The sequence below is a fragment of the Streptomyces sp. NPDC048521 genome (assembly GCF_043199855.1).
In the GTDB taxonomy this organism is placed as follows: Bacteria; Actinomycetota; Actinomycetes; order Streptomycetales; family Streptomycetaceae; genus Streptomyces.
In genome coordinates this window covers 83,624-103,510 of sequence record NZ_JBICWR010000018.1, presented here as the reverse complement: position 1 = coordinate 103,510, position 19,887 = coordinate 83,624, and the positions used below count along the sequence as shown (strand labels likewise).

The following is a 19,887-nucleotide window of genomic DNA, read 5'->3' as shown; positions in this document are numbered from 1 at the left end:
CCGCATCGAGGTCGGCCCCCGGCCGCTGTCGGTCTGTGACGAGCTGACCGGCACCCGTTCCCTCACCACCCGTCCGAGCACGAGGGAAACGTCTTGAGCGAGGTTGTCTCCACCCGCATCCGCCAACGCATCACCGGAGCGGCACGCGGAAGGTGGGTCAACGCCGGCCTGGTTCAGGACGAGTATCACGACCACGTGGTGGCCGGACGGCCGGCAAAACAGCTCACCGGATGGAAACCCCTGGCCCGTGCCTCCGCCCAGACTCTGACGATCAAGCGGATCACGGAACTGCGGCCAGAGCCGTTTTCAAAGATCCCCCTCATCGGCGATGAGGCCGGCTTCATCACCGGTCAGATGCTGGGCGTGAACGCGATGGCGACATCCCGCGCGGCGAGACCGACCGCACCGTCGACCGCCGGCGGGGGCGGGTACCGGCGCTGACGTGTCCGGCGGACTCAGGACGGGATCCCGAGTTGCGGAAGGACTGTTTCCGCCACCCGGTACGCCTCTTCGAGCAGCGGGTTGCCCGAGAGGATGAACGTGTCGACGCCCAACTCCTCGTACTCCCGCAGCCGTTCCACCACCTGCGCCGTGGAGCCGACCACCGCCGTCCCCGGCCCGGGGCGGAACAGGCTCATGCCCGGCCAGAGGTTCGGATGGACCTCGAGCTCACGGGCGCGAGCCGGTACCTTGCCTCCGTGCTGGCGGAACTGGCGCTGCCATCCGACGCCGTCCTCGCCCGCCCGGCCGCCGAGCTGCCGTGCGTACGTGGTCTCACTGGTGACGTCGAGCAGCCGGTCGGCGGCCGCCCATGCCTCGTCCTCGGTGTCCCGCATGATCAGGTGCAGCCGCAGCCCGATGCGGAGGCTGCGCCCGTGTGCCGCCGCGCGCTCGCGCACCCGGTCGAGCTTCTCCTTCAGCAGGTGCGGAGGTTCGCCCCAGGTCAGGTAGACGTCCACATGTTCGGCCGCCATCTCGATGCCCGGCGCCGACGAGCCGCCGAACCACAGCGGGACGTGTGGCGCCTGCACCGGTCTGAGGTCACCGAAGGAGGCGCCGGCGTCCTTGAGGTCGTAGAAGCGGCCCTTGTGGTCGAAGACCTCACCGGCGGTGAGCCGCTTGACGATCGACCAGTACTCGGCACTCAGCGCATACCGTTCGTCGTGCTCGACGTTCAGACCGTACTCGCGCAGCGTCGTCGTGGACCCGTTGACGACATTGAAGCGCAGCCGGCCACCGAAGAGCGTGTCGAAGGTGAGGGCCATCTTCGCGAGCAGGGTCGGCGAGATGAGGCCGGGGTGGACGGCGAGCAGGGGCTGGAAGCGCGGGCTGGTGACGGCGGAGAGCGCGCTGCCCAGCGGCCACACGTCGTACAGGTCCGTCGCCAGCAACGCGCCGCTGAAGCCGAGGCGCTCGACGGCTCCGGCCAGGCGCTGGAGGTAGCCGAGGTCGACGGGGCGCCGGCCCTCGGGCTCCCAGGGGTAGGCGCCTTCGCGGGGGATGATGTACCACAGGATTTCGGTGGCCATGGTGTCTGCCCCTCAGCTCTGGCGGGCGACGGCGTCGGCGACCGTGACCGGGCGGTCGACGAAGCCGGTGCGGAGGAAGATGTCGGCGGCCTGCTGCTGTTCGGCGAGGAATTCCTCGCTCACCTGCTCGATCCGCCAGGGCAGGGTGCGCAGCGCGGTCTCCCAGTCCTCGACGCTGCCGCCTTGGTGGTCGGCGGCGATCGCCGCTGCTTCCCGGGGATGTGCCTCCGCCCAGGCTTCGGCCCGTCGCAAGGCCCTGACGAGGGCGTCGACGATCTCGGGGCGGCGCTCGGCCAGCTCCCTCCGGGTGAAGAACACGGAGCGGTCGGTGATGACGTCCGCGGTGCGCACCAGCACACGGACGCCACCGGCGCGCAGGGCGGCGCCCAGCTGTGGCCCCTGGGCCACCCAGGCCGCGATGTCTCCGGAGCGCAGTTGCCGTTCGCTGTCCGCACCGGCACGGACGGGAGTGATGTCGGCCGTGTAGGACAGGTCGGCGTCGTCCAGGGCTTTGGCGACCAGGTGGGTCTGCCAGGAGCCGATGGCCAGGTGCACGACGCCACCCTTGGGGGTTCGGGGTCGGCCCAGGTCTCTATGTCGACGGGCGAGGGCAGGAAGCCGTGGGCCCGCAGCGCCGCCTCCTGCCGGGCGAGGAGACCGAGCCGCTCGTCCGACAGGTCGGGACGCAGGGTGCGGTGGGTGTCCGGCCGGTAGGCGCCTTGCACGCCCTCTGCTCCGGCGCCGGTCTCGGAGCCCAGGATCCGGGCCACCTCGGCAGGCTGCGACGCCGCCCAGTCGGAGGCCCGCAACAGCACCGCGAGGAACCGTTCGACGAGCTCCGGATGGTCGTCCAGCAGACGCTGGTGAACGGTGATGGGCCGTGGGGTGCCGTTGTTCACCCGGTGGGCGCGGTCGGGCAGTTCGTCCAGTTCCACGGCGACCTCGGCACCGGCGCGTCGCGCGGCCTCGACGGCGACGGCGCCCTTGACGTAGACCGCGTCGACGTCACCGCGTGCCAGGGCGGCGAGTTCGGCCGCCCACTGGCCGTGATGGCCGTCGGCCGGCACGTCGACCGCTGTGGCGTCGGACAGGGTGTATCCGGCAGAGGCGAGGGCGCCTTCGAAGCCCCGTACCGCCATGGCCCGCCAGAAGTCGATGGGCGCCCGGTGGCGTGGCAGGGCGAGCCGCAGGCCGCGCAGCGCGGCAGCGCTGCGGATATCGGAGCCGGGCGCCACCAGGATCGTCTGCCGTTCCTCGATCCAGGTCAAGCCGATCAACCGGGTCGGCTCGCCCCGGGAACGGGCCCAGAGGGCGGGCACGTTGCCGCCTTCCCGGAACAGCGCGGGCAGGGCGTGCGTGTAGTGGGCGGCGCGGACGGAGCCCGTCACGTCGGACGCGGTGTCCTGCAACGAGCGGACGGCGATGCCGTCGGGAGCGAACTCCTCGGCGAGCCAGTGGCGATCGGCGGCGATGCCGGTCGCCGTGGGCACGGGACAGCGGGTGAACCACAGGGTTTCGGGCAGGGGGGTGTGCGTCATGGAGTCTTCCCTGAAGGCGGTGCGCCGCGGGCAGGCGTGCGCAGGGGGAGGCCGGCGAACGGGTCGCGGGCGTCAGGGCCGTACGGCGGCAGGCGGAAGCTGCGCTCGGGCCGTCGTGGCGGTACCGGACGGCTGTGGGGGAGGGGTCAGCGACAGGCGGCGCTACAGACGCGGGCCAAGTCGATGTGGCGGCGCGCGGTGAGAAGGAGCGCGGCGGCACAGTGGTGCATCGCTGGCCCCTTCCTGTGGTTCCCGTCGGACCTGTTCCGGCGGGACGACCGCAGCCTGACACGGGCACAGAGCGCCCGGCAAGCAGCTTCCCATCATGTGGGAACCGATGTGAACAGTCCGTTGCAGCAGGCTGTGAGGGCGCGGCGAGCATCCCGCGATGTGGGAATCTCAGCCCGTACCCAGGCGCCCGTGGAGCTCCACGCGCCGACGGATCAGAGGAGACGACACGTGGTGGCCAGGACTCCGGTGGCGGGGGCGCAGGCGGTCCGCCGAGCCCTGGACATGCTGCACTGCTTCCACGACAACGGCCCGGACCCCAGCGCGTCGGAGATGGCCCGCAGACTGTCCCTGCCCACTTCGACGGCGCACCGCCTGGCCCGGACGCTGGAGGAGGCCGGCTTCCTCGAACAGGATGCCAGACCGTCCGTTACCGTCTCGGCTGGGCGGTGACCGAACTGGGGCGGCTGTCGTACCACCAGCGGGGACTGCACCTCGCCTCGCCCGAACTGGCCGACCTCGCGGACCGCACCGGTGCGACTGCCGACCTGGCACTGCGGAGCGGGCCGCACGTGGTGATCGTGGCGGGCGGTTCGGTGACCCCGAAGGTGGGGCTGCGCCGGCCACTGCACTCCACGGCCTTGGGCAAGGTGTTGCTCGCCTGGCCCCGCCCCGGCGAGGGTGGCGCCAAGTCACTGCCGCCGCTGCGGGCTTTCACCGACCGCGCGATCGTCGATCGGGAACTTCTCGCGGCCGAACTGGCCCGTGTGCGCGCACAGCAGTACGCCCTCAACGACGGCGAGTCCGCGCCCGGTGTCCGCACCCTGGCCGTGCCGGTGCGCGACCACCTGCAGGCGGCGCGGTTCGCTCTGGCGGTCCGCGGCACACCCGAACTGATCACGACGGAGCGCACGGACTGGTTCCTGGAACAGGCCCGGGCCTGTGCGCGGGCCCTGGAGGTGCTCCTCCTCCCTCCGTCACAGCGCTGCAGCACGGCCTCGCCGCCGACCGGATCGTGACGCTCGGCCGTGGCCGGATCCGTTCCGGTCCTTCCGGACCGCCTTGCGGTCGAACAGCAGGCGGGCAGCCCTGCGGCCGGCAGTCGGCGGGCTTCGTCGCGGCCGATGGGGCGGCGGCGTCTGCCGGTGATGTGACAGTCGCCGGCGTGGACCACACAGGGCCGACCACCGTCCTCGGCATCGCCGCAGCCCTCATCTGCTACCGCCATCTGGACAGATGAACCGATCAGACAGGGTGGGCGCCCTATCGGGCCAGCATGAGGGCGATGGCATCGCCTGCGGTGGCAGCAGCGGAGAAGAACCGGGCCGGCCCCTAACAGGTCATGTCGTTGTGCGTGTTCGATACCTGCCGCGGTGGGGATCGTTGAGCGGCTGGTGCCGGATGAGCTGTGGGAGTTGTTCCAGCGGGTGGTGCCGGAGGCGCCGACCCGTCCTCAAGGCGGCGGAAGGCGTCGGCATGGTGACCCGGGAAGTGCTGGCCGCGATCGTGTTCGTGGCGACTTCGGGCTGCACTTGGCGGCAGCTGCCGTCCGCTTCGTTCGGCCCGTCGGGAGCGACGGCTCACCGGCGCTTCAGCGCCTGGCAAGCTCCACGGTGACAAGGGCTACGAACTACGCCTTCCTCCAGACGGTCATGCCCAGTTGCAGGAAGGCGTCCTCCTGCAGAGCCGTCTGCTTGACCTGGATCGTGAGCGCCGCGATGTCGCCCGAGTCGTTCCCGACGCAGAGCTGGGTGCCGGTGTCGGCCGCCGCGAGCGACCAGGTGCGGTATGCGGAGCCGGTGGCGCCGCTGAGAAGGTGACGGCAGACGGCGGGGGAGGCGGCCTTTCCGTTGAACAGCTGCACGAACCGGCTGGTACCGCTGTGCAGCGCGCAGTCGATGTCGTCCTCGCACTCGAGGCGGATGTCGCCCCCGCGATCGGCGCGGAGCAGCGGTTCGCTGAAGCTCAGGGAGTTCGTCCGGTTCAGCCACATGGGTGACCACGCGACGGCTCCCGTCGCCAGGGAGGCGTTCGGGACAGGCTGCGAGGCCCGGGGGGAGGCGTCGGCGGACGGCGAGGTGCGTGACGGCGAAGCCGTGGACCGTGCGGGCGTCGAGGTGGGTGTGCCCGCGGCCCGCTTGCCGACGCCGGACCGGTCGCCGCCGAACCACGTCAGACCCGTCCATATCAGAGCACCCGCCGTCACGGTCACGGCTGTGACCAGAGCGGTTCGCCGCCCGGTCGCCCGGCGCCGGGCGGGCCTCAGCGACAGCGTCGCGGCCGCGGTCGACGGAGCCACGGGAGTGCGCGCCGGGCCCGGAACGGTCGCCTCGGGTCCCGTGACCTCGTTCCAGACGGCTGGCCCCGCGTCCGAGTCGCCGTCCACTCCCAGCCGCCCCCGGCACCACTGTACGACCTCCGCCGGCGTGGCCCGCTCCCGCGGATCAGACGCCAGGCACCGGGCGAACAGCGGGCGCAACGGCTCCGGCAGCCGGGACAGGTCGGGTTCCTCGTGCACGATCCGGTACAGCACGACTGGCGCTATGCCGTCCCCGTACAGCGGTTCGCCCAGAGCCGCGAAGGCCGCCGTCTGGGCCAGTGCGAAGACGTCGGTAGCCGGGGAGACTTCACCGGCGGTCGCCTGCTCGGGGGCCATGAAGTGAGGTGTGCCGACAGTGGAGCCAGTAGCGGTGTGCGAGGAGAGGTCGGCGGTGACCGAGATACCGAAGTCGATCACCCGTGGCCCGTCAGCGGCCAGCAGCACGTTGGACGGCTTGAGGTCCCGGTGCACGACCCCCACGCTGTGGATCGCCTGAAGCGCCTCGGCCACGCCGGCCATCAACCACAGTACGGCGGACACCGGCAACGGGCCACGCCGGGCGACGGCCGCCGTGAGGGACGGTCCGGGCACGTACAGCGTGGCGAGCCAGGGGGGTACGCCGTCGGTGTCGGCGTCGACCAGTTCCGCGGTGTAGGCGCCCCTGACCCGGCGGGCGGCCTCCACCTCCCTGCGAAACCGCCGGCGGAAGGCCGGATCGTCGGCCAGCTCCGGCCGCACCACCTTGATCGCCACCGGGCGGCCGCCCGGGGTGTGCGACAGGTACACCCGGCCCATGCCCCCCGCGCCGAGCCGGGCCACGAGCCGGTAACCGGCCACGACGGAAGGGTCACCCGCCTGGAGAGGCTGGAACACCTCGGCGATGCCGCTGCTCATCGAACTGTCGTCCCCCTGATCTCCGACCGGCCGAAGGGCCGACCCAGACAGAAGCCTAAACGGACTGGGCGGACCGGCCGGCCTGGGACGTTCCCCCGCCATGGCTGAGCTGACGAAGCAGCGCACGGAGGGTGTGTTGCCGGGTGTCCAGCTAGGTGAGGAAGTCGATGGCAGCGCGGATGTTCCCGCAGTCGCCCTTGTGGGCGGTGTAGGTGCAGCGACCGCGTGCCGAGCGCTGGCGGGCATCGCGGATGATGTGCCACTCGGCGAACGGGCGAATCAGGGTCGCCTGATGCGTCGGCAGCTTGGCCAGGGTGCGGGACCTCGTACGGCCCGTGCCGTCGACATCCGGATCGCATTGGCGCCGCTACGCAGGTGCATGATGAACGCCTCGCCATCAGCAGGAGTCCATTGCCACGGGTACAGCCCGGTGAACACCTCGAACCCGCCGACGACGTACACCACCTCGGGCTTGCGCTCGCCCTTGCTGGTGGTGACCGTGCCGGTCTACTGGAGCGCGACCGGAGCGGTGGTCCGGTGCACGGTCGCGGTGTACGTCGCACTGGACGGCGCCTGCCCCTGCATGACGGCGGACTCGCTGCCCCACAGCGCGAACGTCCACCCCTTCGATTCTCCGCCCGCATGGTCTGCGGTCTGCGCGCCCTTCACCGAGGACTGCCGTCCCGCCGGCTTCCGCTTGCCGTCATGTCCCGAGCACCCCGACGACACGGCCACGGCAACCGCTACGGCCAAGACCCCGACGGCGCGGCGCCGCCGATTCGCACGAAAGGGTATTCCGCTTCCGGGCAGCACGTCCCGATCCTCTGTCAGGGGCAGGGAGTTCGATGGCGGCACGGTTATACAGCGGCTGGGGGCACGACGGCGAGCTCCCGTATCAAGGGGGCGCCGTGCACCGTCGTTGTCACACCGACCCGGAAACACAGCCGCATTGTCCCTCAGGCTGTGTCAACCACCGGGTCCTCATAGACGAGCCGGCCGATCTCGCGGCCGACATACGGGCGTGGCCGCCCCGGAGGAAGCACTGGCGCGACGACCCGGAAGACGCTGCGCAGCGCCTCCCCCGTGTAGTCGTCGAGGCGATCCGTAGCTCTCAACCACACGCTTCCCATGGGTAGTTCCTCTACCTCCGTAAAGGCACCCGACTCGCGCAGTCGAGCGACGCCGCCGAGGCGACCGGCGATGCGTGCGGAGCACACGGTCACCCAGGGATATCCGCGAAGCACATCCTGGCTCTCCTGGATCCCCTTCAGCGGGCTTAGCCCCAGCCGGTCCTCCAGCATCGTTTCCCCACCGTGACCGCCGTCATCAGTGACACAGCCGAAAGTGATCGGAACCCTCAGCGCAAAACGCCTGAGATGCTCGACTGCGGAATCCACATCCAGTGACGAAATGATCCTATGACACGAGCGCGCGCCAGGCTCTCCAACCTCACTCGCCGGAGCACCTGCCGGAGCCCACCGACCCCCCGCCGACCAAACGCCGCACGATCGGGGCCACCAGTCCCGGCCCGCCCCGGCGACCCGGACACGCCTCGCCTGCCCCTGGGCCCGGGGGAGTGGGATTCCCGTGAGTCCCGCTGCTCTACGCCCGCTCGGTCATCGCATCCACCGTTCTCAGCGCCCGGCTACGCGCCGCGCGCAGGAGCCGGCGGGGCATGCGTGACCCGGAACTGGTGGTCGGCGACGGTTAGGTGCATCAGCCGGGCCACCAGCAATCCCACGGTCCGCTCGCACCAGCGAAACGGTCCGTCGGAAGAACCGACGGACCGTCGTCCAAGATCGAGGTCAGGCGAACGCCCGCCGTACGAGATCTTGCTGTTCGGCGGCGTGCCGGTGGGCGGATCCGGTCGCCGGAGCGGAGGCGGCCGGTCGGCTCACACATCCCACTGGGCCAGGGACCAGGGGAGCGAGCCGGGGATCGACAAAGGTCCACGCACCCTGGTTGGCCGGCTCCTCCTGAACCCACCGCACGTCGACGCCTGCCGGGTACCTCGACAGTTCCGAGTGCAACTCGTCCACCGGAAACGGGTACAGCCGCTCCACCCGGACGATGGCGGTCCCGTCCTGTCCCGATGCGCGCCGGTGCGCGTCCAGGTCGTAGAAGACCTTGCCCGAGCACAGCAGCACCCGTTCGATCCGGGCGGGGTCCTGCGTGGGGTCCGGGACGACCGGGCGGAGGGCACCCTCCGTGAACTCCTTCGCGGCCGAGGTCGCGGCCTTCGACCGCAGCATGGACTTGGGCGTGAAGACCACCAGCGGCCTGCGTAGCGCGTCGAGGCCCTGTGCTCTGAGCAGGTGGAAGTAGTTGGCCGGCAGGGAGGGGTTGGCGACGGTCATGTTGCCGTCCGCGCACAACTGCAGGAAGCGCTCCATCCGGCCGGAGGAGTGGTCCGGCCCCTGCCCCTCCAGGCCATGCGGCAACAAGAGCGCGACGCCTGAGCGCTGCCCCCACTTCTGCTCCGAGGAGGAGATGTACTCGTCGACGACTGTCTGCGCGCCGTTGGCGAAGTCTCCGAACTGCGCTTCCCACAGCACCAGGGCATCCGGCCGGGCCAGTGAGTAGCCGTACTCGAAAGCGAGCACGGCGAGTTCTGACAGGAGCGAGTCGTACGGTTCGAAACGTGCCGCTTCCGGGCCGAGCGAGTTCAGTGGAGTGTGCTGCGACCCCGTACGGCGGTCGGTGAGGACGGCGTGTCGTTGACCGAAGGTGCCGCGGCGCGAATCCTGCCCGGAAAGCCGTACCGGCACTCCGTCCAGAAGCAGCGATCCGATCGCCAGTGCTTCCGCGGTGGCCCAGTCGACGTTCCCGCCGTCGAGCATGACCGCACGCCGTTGCAATTGCGGAAGTACACGCGGATGCGGGGTGAAGTCCTGCGGCAGGTCGGTCTGGGTGCCCAGAACACGCCGCAGCGTCGCTTCGGTGACGGCTGTTACGGCCCGTCTGACCGTGGCACCGGTGTCCGCACGAGCCGGAAGCGACTCGGGGGCGGGCGAGGGTGCCCCGGCGGTCTCGGCGAAGGCGCGCTGGAGCTGGTCCCGGCAGCTCTGGTGGGCACGCTCGGCTTCCCGCGCGTCGATGGCGCCTGCGTTGTGCAGCGACTCCGTGTACAGTTTCCGCACGGACGGCCTCACGCTGATGCGGTCGTACATGGCCGGCTGCGTGATCGACGGATCGTCGACCTCGCTGTGCCCGTGACGCCGGTAACAGACCAGGTCGATGACAACGTCCTTGCAAAACGCCTGACGGTAGTCGAAGGCCAACCGCGCCACCCGGACGACCGCTTCGGGATCATCCCCGTTGACATGGAACACGGGGGCCTCGAAGGTCCGCGCGACATCGGTCGCGTACCTGCTCGACCGGCTGCCGGCGGGCGAGGTGGTGAACCCCACCTGGTTGTTGATCGCCACATGGATCGTTCCGCCGGTGCTGTAGCCCGGCAGCTGTGACATGTTCAGCGTCTCAGCGACCACTCCCTGCCCCGCGAGGGCGGCGTCCCCGTGGACCACCAGCGGCAGCACCGAGAACTGCCCGTCGCCGCCCTCCGCGAGATCCTGGCGCCCCCGCACGACCCCCTCCGCCACCGGCCCCACGATCTCCAGGTGAGAGGGATTCGCCACCACGGAGACCGCGATCGCATGACCGTGCGCGGCGTGAAAGGTGCCGGACGCCCCGAGGTGGTACTTCACGTCGCCGGAGCCCTGGGCGGACCGGACGTCGACCGTGTCCTCGAACTCGTCGAAAATCTGGGCGTACGGCTTGCCCACGATGTTGGCGAGTACGTTCAGCCGCCCGCGGTGCGCCATCCCGATGACCGCCTCGCGCACGCCCACCTGCGCCGCGCGCTCGAGCAGTGCGTCCAGCAGGACGATCGCCGACTCGCCGCCCTCCAGCGAGTACCGCTTCTGCCCGACGTACTTGGTGTGCAGGAATGTCTCGAACGCCTCGGCGGCGCCCAGACGTTCCAGAATGCGTAGTTGCTCGGCGCGCTCCGGGCGGGGCTGCGGACCTTCCACGCGCTGCTGGATCCAGCGCCGTTCCTGTTGATCCTGAATGTGCATGTACTCGACACCCGTGGTGCCACAGTACGCGTCGCGCAGTGTGTTCACTACATCACGAAGTGTCATCACCTGGCGTCCGGCAAAGCCGTCGACGGGGAACGCCCGCGCGAGGTCCGCGGCGTCGAGGCCGTGCCCCGACGGCTCCAGGTCAGGGTGGCCGGAAGGCGACTTCGCGGAGAGGGGATCGGTAACGGCCGCCAAGTGTCCACGGACGCGATATGAGTGGATCAACGCCGCGACGCGGATCGCCTTGGTCACAAGGTCGGCATCGTCACTGTGCGCTGCCGCTCTGTCACGGTCTACCACAACGTGCGTGGGCGTGGACGCACGGAAGTAGTCCCGCCACACCGGATCGACGGACTGGGGGTCGCGGCGATACCGCTCCCGAAACTCGTCGACGACCCACTCGTTGATGCCGAATTGCACCTGGTCCGAGACCGAGGAAACACTGCCTGATGGTGACGCCACGGCGTAGAACGCCCTCTTTCCACTCACGGAGATCATCACGGGCGGCATGGCCGGCCGGTCAAGCCGCCGCCTGGGCCGAGGCGGTCCGGGAGATTCCGGCGGAATTCCGAGGTAAGAGGACCGTCGGCCTCGTCAGCCCCATCGAGGTTAGGAGAGCTGTCCGGCCGTGCGGGGCACGATTTCGTGCCAGGACCGGGGCAGATCAGGACATCGGGGTCCGGGGCCCGCGGGATGTCCGGATACGAGGGCCGTATGTCTCGCGGTACGGCCATCGGCCTCGTCCCGAACCGCGTTGCCCATGCTGGGCGCCGCGCTCGTAGCCGACGAAGTCCACTCCGCAGGACAGACCTGACGGGCACACGGCGCCCGCGGCGCCCACCCGGTGCCGTGCGAGGCCGCAGGACGCATCCCGCCTCGCGTCCGACCGTACATGGACCTGGAGGAGAGCCGCATGACTCCGAACGAATACACCGACGGCGTCGCGCCAGAACTGGTCGTCATCCCCTGCGGCGCGCGCAAGCTGGACCACCGCGCCCGAGCCGCGGACATGTACATCGGTTCGTACCACCGTGCGTGCCGAAGGGCCGCCGAGGCACTCCGACCGGATCGGCTGGTGATCCTCTCGGCCCGCTACGGTCTGCTCGACCTCGACGACGAGATCGAGCCTTACGACACGCCGCACGGGGCCGTCGGCGCGGTGACGGTCGGACTTCTTCGCGACCAGGCGAGGACGCGCGGCATTGTCGCCCTCGACCCCGTCGTCGTCCTCGGTGGTGCCCGGCATGTCACTCTCGCCAGGAGTGTGTGGCCACATGCCCTGACCCCGCTGAGCGGAACGCGGGGCATGGGCGAGCAGTTGGCGCGCCTCGCGGCGATGGCGCGCTCGGCGGCCTGACGGGTGCTGGATGGCCGGGCGGCTCCGCTCGTCCCGGCAGTTGATCCAGGGGGACGTTGGATCGCCCCTATGGGCATCCGCTCGAGCATCTCCGTACGAGAGTGCCGGGGTACGGGCGGTGTCCCCGTCGAGTCCCGATGTGAGGGTGTTGTGGCGCACGCTCCTATGCGGCCGGGGTGAGATGCCGCCATACCGTCGTGGGCGCAACGACTCGACCGACTTGGCCGAACCCGGGCCATAGGGGCCTTGGGCATGGACGGCCGGTTGTCGAGCGTGGTGTCGAGAAGAGGAAAGAGGAAATCCACGCCGTGTCAGCCCACCCCAGCAGTGACGGAGCCGTTCTCACCGAGGACGACGTGGATCCGGGGCCTGCGATCCCTGCCAGTTCGCGGCTGCCCACGGCGGACGTAGCCGGTGTTCGGGTATTCGGGCCGAGCTGGTTCGCGGCGGTCATGGGCACCGGCATCGTCGCCAACGCGGCGGTCACCCTGCCCCGAAGCTTGCCCGGGCTGCGGGATGCCGCCACGGTGGTCTGGGCGGGGGCCGCGCTGCTGCTCGTCGTACTGGCGGTCGGCTATGTGCGGCAGAGGGCGCTGCTCTTGCACGCCGCCGATCCGATGCACGCTCAGTTCTTCGGCGCGCCGGCGGTGGCGCTCCTCACGGTGGGTGCCGGGGCGCTGCAACTCGGTCCGCAGGTGATCGGGACGCGCGTCGCGCTGGACGTGGACTGCGTCCTGTGGTCGCTCGGTACCGCACTCGGTCTCGTCACGGCCGCCACGGTGCCGTACCTGATGATCACCCGGCATCGCTTCGCACCGGACGCGGCGTTCGGCGGCTGGCTGATGCCGGTGGTACCGCCGTTGGTCTCCGCCACGACGGGCGCGCTGCTCGTTCCGCACATGCCTGCCGGGCAGGGGCGGCTGGCCCTTCTGCTGGGCTGCTACGCGATGTTCGGGGTCGGCATGGTGGCGGCGATGCTGGTGCTGGCCATGGTCTACAGCCGCCTCGTACACCACGACACGCCCACGGGCGCCATGGTGCCCACGGTGTGGATCGGCCTGGGGGCGCTCGGTCAGATGGTCACGGGCCTCGGCGCGCTGGCCGCAGTGGCGCCGAGCGCGCTGCGCGCGCCGTACGCGCACGGCGCCGCGGTCCTGGCGCTGCTCGGCGGGATCGGGATGTGGGGCTTCGCGATGCTGTGGCTGGCACTGGCCACGGCACTGACCATAAGGGAGTTCCGGAGAGGGCTGCCCTTCGCGCCCACCTGGTGGTCCTTCATTTTCCCGCTCGGCGCCTGTGTCACGGGCACCGGCGCCCTCGCCACCCGAACCGGCTCGGAAGTGTTCGTGTGGGCCGCCGTCATTCTCTACGTGGTGCTCGTCGGCGCCTGGGCCGTGGTGGCCTGTCACTCACTGCGCCACGCCGCCGCGCACGCGGACCGGACGACGAGCCGGGTCTGATCAATCGCCCGGGCGGACATGCCGTGTTCGACCATCCGGCCCGGACCCAAACCGAAGGAGTGACAATGGATGCCATGACCACCGCGCTGGTGGTGCAACCCGGCGACGCGGCCGGAGTACCGCTCGCGGACGGCGCGTTCGAGCTGCTCGCCGACGGGGGCGCGGTCAGCGCCAGCCGGCTCACCCTCACAACCGGCGCAGACGGGGCACCCCCGCACCACCACAAGCTCTCCCATGAGCTCTTCTACGTACTCGACGGGACGATGCTCTTCCGCCTCGGTGACACTCTGACCACGGTGGGAAAGGGCGGCCTCGTCGTCATACCGCCCGGCCTGCCGCACGTCTTCGGGGCAGCAGAGGGCGAGGTGGCCGACACGGTCGTCGTACTCAGCCCTGGTATCGAACGGTTCGGCTACTTCGAGCAACTGGCCGCCATCAGCCGCGGTGAGGCGGAATTCGCGTCACTTCTCACCGAGCAGGACCGCTACGACGTCCACTTCGAGGACGTCCCCCACTGGCGGTCGGCCCCATCACGACAGTAGGGCGGCGCCGGGCACGGCAGCGTCTCCACCAGAGGCGGCGCCTGGGCGGCGTTGTACGCCTCGCCCGCGACGGCGTTCTGCGGCCTCGGAGGCGACACGGCGACAGCCTCTGCGAGCGGCTCCGGCACGACGAGCGTGAACTCCCGCCCGGCGCCCCTTTTTTTGCGACGTACGTGCCCTGGACACCCGGCCCCCGGGTGTCCGGGCCGCGCTCGAGGTGTGTGAGGGACGAACAGTCGGGTGACATCCGGCATGCCCCCACCGAGACCGACGAGATCCTCGAGCAGCGGACGACGCTCTCCTGGCCGTGCTGAAGCCGGCCGTCGCCCACCACTGAGGCCGTGGTCATCCGACGATCATGACTGCCCGGACCGCTGGGGCACACGGGAACCTCCATCGGGCCCGGAACGGTCGACCTCCTCCACCACGGTCACCAGTCCGCCTCCCTCAAGGGGTTCGGCGCACTCCGCGCAGACGACCCGCGTCCGTACGTCGGCGCCGCACGTGTGCAGGAAACGCGGCGCGGCCGGTGGGTCCTTCAGATGCCGGAGACCCCATTCCCGAAGCCCGATCAGCACCGGCTCCAGCGCCTGCCCGGACGCCGTCAAGTGGTACTCGAAGCGGGGAGGGCGGTCCTGGTACTGGCGGCGCTCCAGGATCCCCGCAGCCTCCAGGGACCTCAGCCGCTTGGTGAGGACGTCCCGTGGCGCTCCGGTGTTGGCGTGGATGTCGGCGTAGCGCCGGACTCCCATGAATACCTCACGCAATGCCAGCAGCGACCACCGCTCTCCTACGAGATCGAGGGTCCCCGCGATGGGGCAGGCACGTGGCTGGACAGCGGTCATGCTGCGATCCTAGTTGGTTTGTGTTTCAAACCTACTCTGTCTAGCATCGAGGATACGTGCTGGCGGGTCCGGAGGCATTCGATGAACCACAAGCAGGTGGGAACCGGCTCACTCCTCGTGACGATCTTGGTCTTTCCTGGAGTCCGGTTGCTGGACGTGACCGGTCCGATCGAGGTGTTCACTTCGGCCAACGATTTCGGCGGCCGCTACAGGTTGAACCTGGTCTCGCCCGACGGCAGCGAGGTCACGACCGCAGCGGGTACCCGTCTCGGCGTCGACATGGGGGTCGAGGATGCGCAAGAGATCAGCGACGTCCTGATGATTCCAGGGGGCCCGGACTGGGACCAGGTGATCAAGGACGACGCGCTGCTGGACATGGTGCGCAGGCTCGACGCCAGGTCCCGTTGCACGGCTTCCGTTTGCACCGGCGCCTTCCTGCTGGCCGCCGCCGGCCTACTGGACGGCCGTCGGGCCGCCACCCACTGGCGCTACTCACGAGAGCTCGCCCTGCGCTTTCCCGCGGTCCAGGTCAAGCCCGACGCGATCTTCGTCCGGGACGGCAAGGTGATGACCTCGGCCGGAGTCACCGCGGGCATCGACCTCTCACTGGCTCTTGTGGAAGAGCAGTGCGGGGCCGAGGTGGCCCGCGCGGTGGCCAAGGACATGGTGGTCTTCATGCAACGGCCTGGGGGGCAGTCTCAGTTCAGCGTCCGGGCCCGTGCTCCGCGCACGCGCCATGAGACGCTCCGCCGGGTACTGGACGCCGTCGCGGAAGACCCCGGCGCCAACCACACCCTGTCCGCCATGGCGCGCAGGGCGGGCATGAGCACCCGCCACGTGACCAGGGTCTTCTGTGACGAACTGGGCATGACACCGGCCCGGTACGTGGAGCAGATCCGGCTGGAGGCGGCGCAGGCCATGCTGGAGACCGGCGACGATCCCATGGCCGTGATCGCCCGCCGCAGCGGGTTCGGCTCCCCCGAGTCGCTGCGCAGGTCGTTCGTGCGCAATCTCAAGGTGACCCCGGGAGCCTTCCGGGCGCGGTTTCACACCACCAAAGTGACGGACATCGAAACACCTGCGGTGCCGTAGTGCGGAACCGGGGCAGTGACAGGGCGGGGCAGCCCACCAAGGTGATCACCGAGCATGACGCCAGCGCTGTGGGACCTGAACCGGACGATCTCTTGAAGCTTGTCCCGTAACGGCGTGCGCGGGATCAGGATCCGTTGCGGTCGCGTGAGGCGGTGTACTGCAGCCACTTGTCCACCACGTGGTGGGACGCGACGTGAGCCGGATCGCGACTTCCACCAGGGGCGTCTGCCGGGGACCGTTCGGCACACAGCGGCAAGTGGGCGCAGTACCAGGCCCGCTTGGCGCCCGATCGCTCCGCGGAATTCGCTGACCAGCACGTGGTGCACGAGACGCAGTACTTCACGAACCCCTGCGGCGCCCGGGCCTGGCGGGCCGCGCTCGCGGAGCCGATGCCGGCGCCGGACCATCGCCGGAGCCTGATTCTCGGCGGCTACGACCTGGATGCCCACCGGCGCGGCTCGAACCTGTCGGACACCGCTATCGTCCGCGTGGAGCGTCTCTACCCGTTCCCGGAGCAGAACCTCGGCGCGGAACGCGCCCGTTCCCCGAGGACGTCGAGGTGCGGTGGGTGCAGGAGGAGCCGGAGAACCAAGGAGCCTGGTCCTTCGTGACACCGCACGTGCACCGGGTGGCGAACCGCCCGGTCGGATGCATCAGCAGACCGCCGGCGTCGGGCCAGTACCCGGTGGCACGCCGGAGAGCAGAAGGATGCGGTGGCGTCTGCCTTCCGCCGACCGCGTCGCCTGCCGCGGCACGGAGAGCGGGCTCGCGGGCTACAGCGCGCGAGCCCGCCGTCGTGGACCCCCCACGGGCACACTCGAGGGGGCCACGTGTGTGGGGCCTCGGCGCCGGCCCCGTGCCGCGCCGGCGCCGTGCCACCATGACGCCGGCGCGTGACTACTCAGCGGTCGTCAAGCGGTTCGCCGCGGCCGGGAGTTCATCGCCGTGCACACCGCAGGGGCGCTGATGTGGCCGGCATCACGAGTTCGCTTTCCGCGCCGTCGGGTGGATCCCGATGAAGCCGAGCACCGCGCCGAGGGCCGTCACACCAGCGGCGATGGCAAAGCTGAAGGCATAACCGTGTGTGGTGGCGGTCATCGGGGCGGCGCCTGCGTGCCGCAGCACGGTGGCGTGGCTGGTGCCCAGTGAGACCAGGGCGGCCAGGCCGATGGCGCTGCCGATCTGCATGGACGCGTTGTTCATGCTGGTGGCGATGCCCGCGTCCTCACCTGTGGCACCGTCCACTCCGGCGACGGTGGATCCGACGAGGACCAGGCCGCCACCCAGCGGCACGAGGATGAGTCCGGGCAGTACATCAGCCAGGTACGTGCCGTGGGTGCTCAGCCCGGCAAGGAAGACGTACCCGACGGTGGTGATGGCAAGTCCGCCTCCGTTCAGCGCCCGCAGTCCAAACCGGGGAAGGAGGCGCGGTGCCATCACGGTGGCACTGAACAGAATGACCGCACCGAACGGCACGAAGGCGAATCCGGTCGCCAGTGCGGAGAAATGCAGTATGTGCTGCACATACAGGCTCAGTGAGAAGAACAGGGTGGCGAAACCGACATAGTAGCAGATGCGGACGACGTTGGCGATGCTCCGGTTGCGTGAACGCAGGAACGTGAGGGGCACCAGGGGCTGGGCCACTCGGGCCTCGACCAGCACGAAACCGATCAAGCAGAGCACACCGATCGCCACGCAACCCAGGACCAGGAACGACAACCAGGGATGGGTGTCCTTCTCCAGCAGGCCGAACACGACCAAAAGCAGGCCGAGAGTCACCAGGACGGCGCCCAGGACGTCGGGCCGGCCGCGCTTGGCGGCGGCCCGGCTCTCGGAGATGAGCGGGAAGGTGGCGAGAAACGCGAAGGCAGCGATGGGCAGGTTGATGAAGAATATCCAGCGCCAGGAGGTGATGGTGGTCAGGACGCCTGAGAGCACGACGCCCAGGGCCACGCCGACTCCGGCCAGGCCGCTCCAGATGGCCATGGCTCGTGCCCTTTCCTGCCGTTGTGTGAACAGCAGCGTCACCATCGACAGGGCCGCCGGGCTGACGAGTGCCGCGCCGATGCCCTGGATGAAGCGGCTGGCAACCAGTAGACCGGCTTGCTGGGCCACCCCCGCGCTCGCCGATGACAGCGCGAAGATCGCCAAGCCGGTGAGGAAGAGGCGCCTGCGGCCCAGCAGATCACCCAGACGTCCGCCGAGCATCAGCACGCCGCCGTAGGTGACGGTGTATCCGTTGACGACCCACGCCAGGCCGGTGGTCGTCAGGCCGAGGTCCCGCTGGATGGGGGGAAGCGCGACATTGACCACGGTCACATCGAGCAGCAGCATCACCTGGACCAGGCAGATGATCCCGAGGGCGCGCCACCTGCGCGGATCCGGTTCGGGAGTAGGACTGATCGATGTCATTGCTGATCTCCTTCTGGTCGGCCGGGACGCAGCCGTGCTCCTCAGCGGTCGTAGGAGGCAAGGCCCAGGCGGCCTGGTCCGTGAAATAGTTCTTGACGCGTTCAACGCAAGGGGGCTGCCTGTACCTGGCCGCAATTGAGGACAGCAAGGGTGCACATTCGGTCCTCCGCAACGGTCTCGCCGCAAGCGCGGGGGAGCCGCTCACCGTCGTGTCACCGTCTGCACACCCCGGCGCACCGAGCCTCGCCGACGGGTGAAGGGCTCCCGGACCCTGTCTTGACAGCCCCGGCTGAGACAGCCGTTTCGCCGTGTTCGGCCGAGAGGGCGAGGCAGTAGCCCCCGGCACGGCCCGCACCGTCCCCAGCAGGTGCGGATCGGATCCGGCGCTCGGTCTGAAGCGGCGACGACGCCGCCCTGGCCGGGGAGACAGGCGCGACCCTGGCCAAGCGACTGACGGGTTGGGTGTCCGCCGGGTGGGGTGTCGTGCCGATCGACCACCGGAGGCCCGCCGGGGAATCTGCCCGGCAGTTGGCCAGACGGCTGGGCCGATCGCCTTCGACCGTCTCCCGCGAGATCGCCCGCAACGGCGGCCGGGACCACTACCTTGCGCCGCGTCCGCTGCTGCCACCCTGCGATCTGATCGGGAGACCAGCACAGAGCATGGGCACCCGGCCTTCGGTGGTTGCCACGCTCGTCGAGCGCACCAGCCGCTACACGACCATCGTGGCGCTGCCGGACGGCATCAAGGCCGAGCAGGTCACCCCGCACCTCACCAGGAGCCTCCTCGGCATCCCGCCCCAACTGCGGCGGACGCTCACCTGGGACCGCGGCCGGGAGATCGCCGAGCACCAGGCCATCACCACCGAGACCAGGATGCCGACCTTCTGAACAGCGGTGATGCGCTGACCGCTTGAGCTCGCCATCCTTTGCCGACAGAGGCGGCGGCTGATCGGGAGCAGTCAGTCACGTGGCTGAAAGGTGTTGAGCAAGCAGTTCCCGCGTCGAGGTCGCCTGGATCATGAAGGATGCTCCCGGATGACTGGCACCTCACCCAAGACGTCGACGACTTCCTCGCCCGAGCCGGGGACTTCCTGTCCTCGCGCGCCGCCCTGCACAACACGCCGCTGACGGGCATCGAGAAGCTGCGGATACGTAGGGCGGCCGATCACGACGCCGAAGCCGCCGTTTTCGGCCGACTAGAGGCGCGGGGCGAGGTCCGCGCGATCTTCTATCTCACTCCGCGCGGACGCCTGGGCCTCACGCCTCTGTCTGTCGAGCAGACCGACACTCTCGCTGCGCACCTGGCCGGCCTCGGCCACTCACCCGCCAACGTCATCGCGGACCGCGACACCGCTAGCGCTTTCGCCGAGTCATGGCAGCAGCACACGGGCGCGGCTCCGGAACCTGGTGCACGGCTCATCAAGGAAGGCGGCCACGGTCTGGGGGAGGCGGTGGCGTTGAGCGGAGGTGAGGCGGTGAAGCGGGGGCGGTCTCGGAGGTCGGCACGGCGAACTCCTCCAGGAGGCACGCACCCCCGGCCGGTGGCCGAGGGGCGGTGGTGGCTGTTCGTATCAAGGGGCGTCGG

Annotated in this window: 13 protein-coding genes and 7 pseudogenes; 11 read left to right on the top strand and 9 right to left on the bottom strand. The window is 69.9% G+C overall.

The features are described 5' to 3' along the window. The first annotated feature begins 93 nt into the window (after positions 1–93). Positions 94–441 (top strand): hypothetical protein, encoded by a 348-nt coding sequence (locus ACGFRF_RS32860; RefSeq protein ID WP_393746224.1) that lies wholly within the window; start codon positions 94–96, stop codon positions 439–441. Between the two features lie 14 nt (positions 442–455). Here ACGFRF_RS32860 and ACGFRF_RS32855 read toward each other — a convergent pair whose 3' ends face one another. From ACGFRF_RS32855 to ACGFRF_RS32845, 3 genes and pseudogenes are all read right to left on the bottom strand, one after another. Next, entirely contained in the window at positions 456–1,529 is a 1,074-nt protein-coding gene (locus ACGFRF_RS32855; protein ID WP_393746222.1) for an LLM class flavin-dependent oxidoreductase, read from the bottom strand. 12 nt (positions 1,530–1,541) lie between these two features. Further along, positions 1,542–2,096, bottom strand: a pseudogene (locus ACGFRF_RS32850) (ABC transporter substrate-binding protein); the annotation flags it as partial. Then, positions 2,084–3,067 (bottom strand): annotated as a pseudogene (locus ACGFRF_RS32845) (ABC transporter substrate-binding protein); the annotation flags it as partial. The pseudogenes ACGFRF_RS32850 and ACGFRF_RS32845, both read right to left, overlap by 13 nt. Positions 3,068–3,580: 513 nt before the next feature. On the opposite strand from ACGFRF_RS32845, the pseudogene ACGFRF_RS32840 reads away from it, so the two are divergent. Next, positions 3,581–4,314, top strand: a pseudogene (locus ACGFRF_RS32840) (IclR family transcriptional regulator). A 68-nt stretch (positions 4,315–4,382) separates the two neighbouring features. Here ACGFRF_RS32840 and ACGFRF_RS32835 read toward each other — a convergent pair. Beyond that, positions 4,383–4,523: pseudogene (locus tag ACGFRF_RS32835) on the bottom strand (DUF6233 domain-containing protein); the annotation flags it as partial. A gap of 145 nt (positions 4,524–4,668) precedes the next feature. Here ACGFRF_RS32835 and ACGFRF_RS32830 point away from each other — a divergent pair. Continuing rightward, positions 4,669–4,909 (top strand): annotated as a pseudogene (locus tag ACGFRF_RS32830) (transposase); the annotation flags it as partial. A 16-nt stretch (positions 4,910–4,925) separates the two neighbouring features. On the opposite strand, the gene ACGFRF_RS32825 reads toward ACGFRF_RS32830, so the two are convergent. The 3 genes from ACGFRF_RS32825 to ACGFRF_RS32815 all read right to left on the bottom strand — a co-directional run bounded on the left by ACGFRF_RS32825 (position 4,926) and on the right by ACGFRF_RS32815 (position 11,092). Next, positions 4,926–6,509: a serine/threonine-protein kinase gene (locus tag ACGFRF_RS32825; RefSeq protein WP_393746220.1), complete on the bottom strand. Its 1,584-nt coding sequence runs from the start codon at positions 6,507–6,509 to the stop codon at positions 4,926–4,928. 956 nt (positions 6,510–7,465) lie between these two features. After that, positions 7,466–7,906, bottom strand: a complete 441-nt coding sequence (locus ACGFRF_RS32820) for a hypothetical protein (protein ID WP_393746218.1) — start codon at positions 7,904–7,906, stop codon at positions 7,466–7,468. 408 nt (positions 7,907–8,314) lie between these two features. After that, a complete protein-coding gene (locus ACGFRF_RS32815; protein WP_393746216.1) occupies positions 8,315–11,092 on the bottom strand; it encodes a multifunctional oxoglutarate decarboxylase/oxoglutarate dehydrogenase thiamine pyrophosphate-binding subunit/dihydrolipoyllysine-residue succinyltransferase subunit in 2,778 nt (925 codons plus the stop codon). Positions 11,093–11,507: 415 nt separating this feature from the next. Between ACGFRF_RS32815 and ACGFRF_RS32810 the strand changes: the two genes are divergently transcribed. From ACGFRF_RS32810 to ACGFRF_RS32800, 3 genes are all read left to right on the top strand, one after another. Then, positions 11,508–11,951, top strand: coding sequence for a DUF6884 domain-containing protein (locus tag ACGFRF_RS32810; RefSeq protein WP_393746214.1), 444 nt, complete (start codon positions 11,508–11,510; stop codon positions 11,949–11,951). 308 nt (positions 11,952–12,259) lie between these two features. Next, on the top strand, positions 12,260–13,411 hold the full coding sequence (locus ACGFRF_RS32805) for a TDT family transporter (protein ID WP_393746212.1): 1,152 nt from the start codon (positions 12,260–12,262) through the stop codon (positions 13,409–13,411). A 74-nt stretch (positions 13,412–13,485) separates the two neighbouring features. Further along, on the top strand, positions 13,486–13,953 hold the full coding sequence (locus tag ACGFRF_RS32800) for a cupin domain-containing protein (protein WP_393746210.1): 468 nt from the start codon (positions 13,486–13,488) through the stop codon (positions 13,951–13,953). 356 nt (positions 13,954–14,309) lie between these two features. Here the strand turns inward: ACGFRF_RS32800 and ACGFRF_RS32795 are convergent, their stop codons facing one another. Further along, entirely contained in the window at positions 14,310–14,798 is a 489-nt protein-coding gene (locus ACGFRF_RS32795) for a winged helix-turn-helix transcriptional regulator (RefSeq protein WP_393746208.1), read from the bottom strand. Between the two features lie 81 nt (positions 14,799–14,879). Between ACGFRF_RS32795 and ACGFRF_RS32790 the strand changes: the two genes are divergently transcribed. Together ACGFRF_RS32790 and ACGFRF_RS32785 are read left to right on the top strand one after the other, a co-directional pair. Next, positions 14,880–15,890 (top strand): GlxA family transcriptional regulator, encoded by a 1,011-nt coding sequence (locus ACGFRF_RS32790; RefSeq protein ID WP_393746206.1) that lies wholly within the window; start codon positions 14,880–14,882, stop codon positions 15,888–15,890. Positions 15,891–16,449: 559 nt separating this feature from the next. After that, the gene (locus ACGFRF_RS32785) at positions 16,450–16,857 is read left to right on the top strand and encodes a hypothetical protein (protein WP_393746204.1); all 408 of its coding nucleotides are present in this window, start codon (positions 16,450–16,452) and stop codon (positions 16,855–16,857) included. 11 nt (positions 16,858–16,868) lie between these two features. Here ACGFRF_RS32785 and ACGFRF_RS32780 read toward each other — a convergent pair whose 3' ends face one another. After that, positions 16,869–18,302: an MFS transporter gene (locus tag ACGFRF_RS32780; RefSeq protein WP_393746202.1), complete on the bottom strand. Its 1,434-nt coding sequence runs from the start codon at positions 18,300–18,302 to the stop codon at positions 16,869–16,871. 462 nt (positions 18,303–18,764) lie between these two features. On the opposite strand from ACGFRF_RS32780, the pseudogene ACGFRF_RS32775 reads away from it, so the two are divergent. The 3 genes and pseudogenes from ACGFRF_RS32775 to ACGFRF_RS32765 form a co-directional block, all read left to right on the top strand. After that, positions 18,765–18,875, top strand: a pseudogene (locus tag ACGFRF_RS32775) (helix-turn-helix domain-containing protein); the annotation flags it as partial. Between the two features lie 87 nt (positions 18,876–18,962). Continuing rightward, on the top strand, positions 18,963–19,190 hold the full coding sequence (locus ACGFRF_RS32770) for a hypothetical protein (protein ID WP_393746371.1): 228 nt from the start codon (positions 18,963–18,965) through the stop codon (positions 19,188–19,190). Positions 19,191–19,327: 137 nt separating this feature from the next. Then, positions 19,328–19,705, top strand: a pseudogene (locus ACGFRF_RS32765) (GNAT family N-acetyltransferase); the annotation flags it as partial. Positions 19,706–19,887 lie beyond the last annotated feature (182 nt).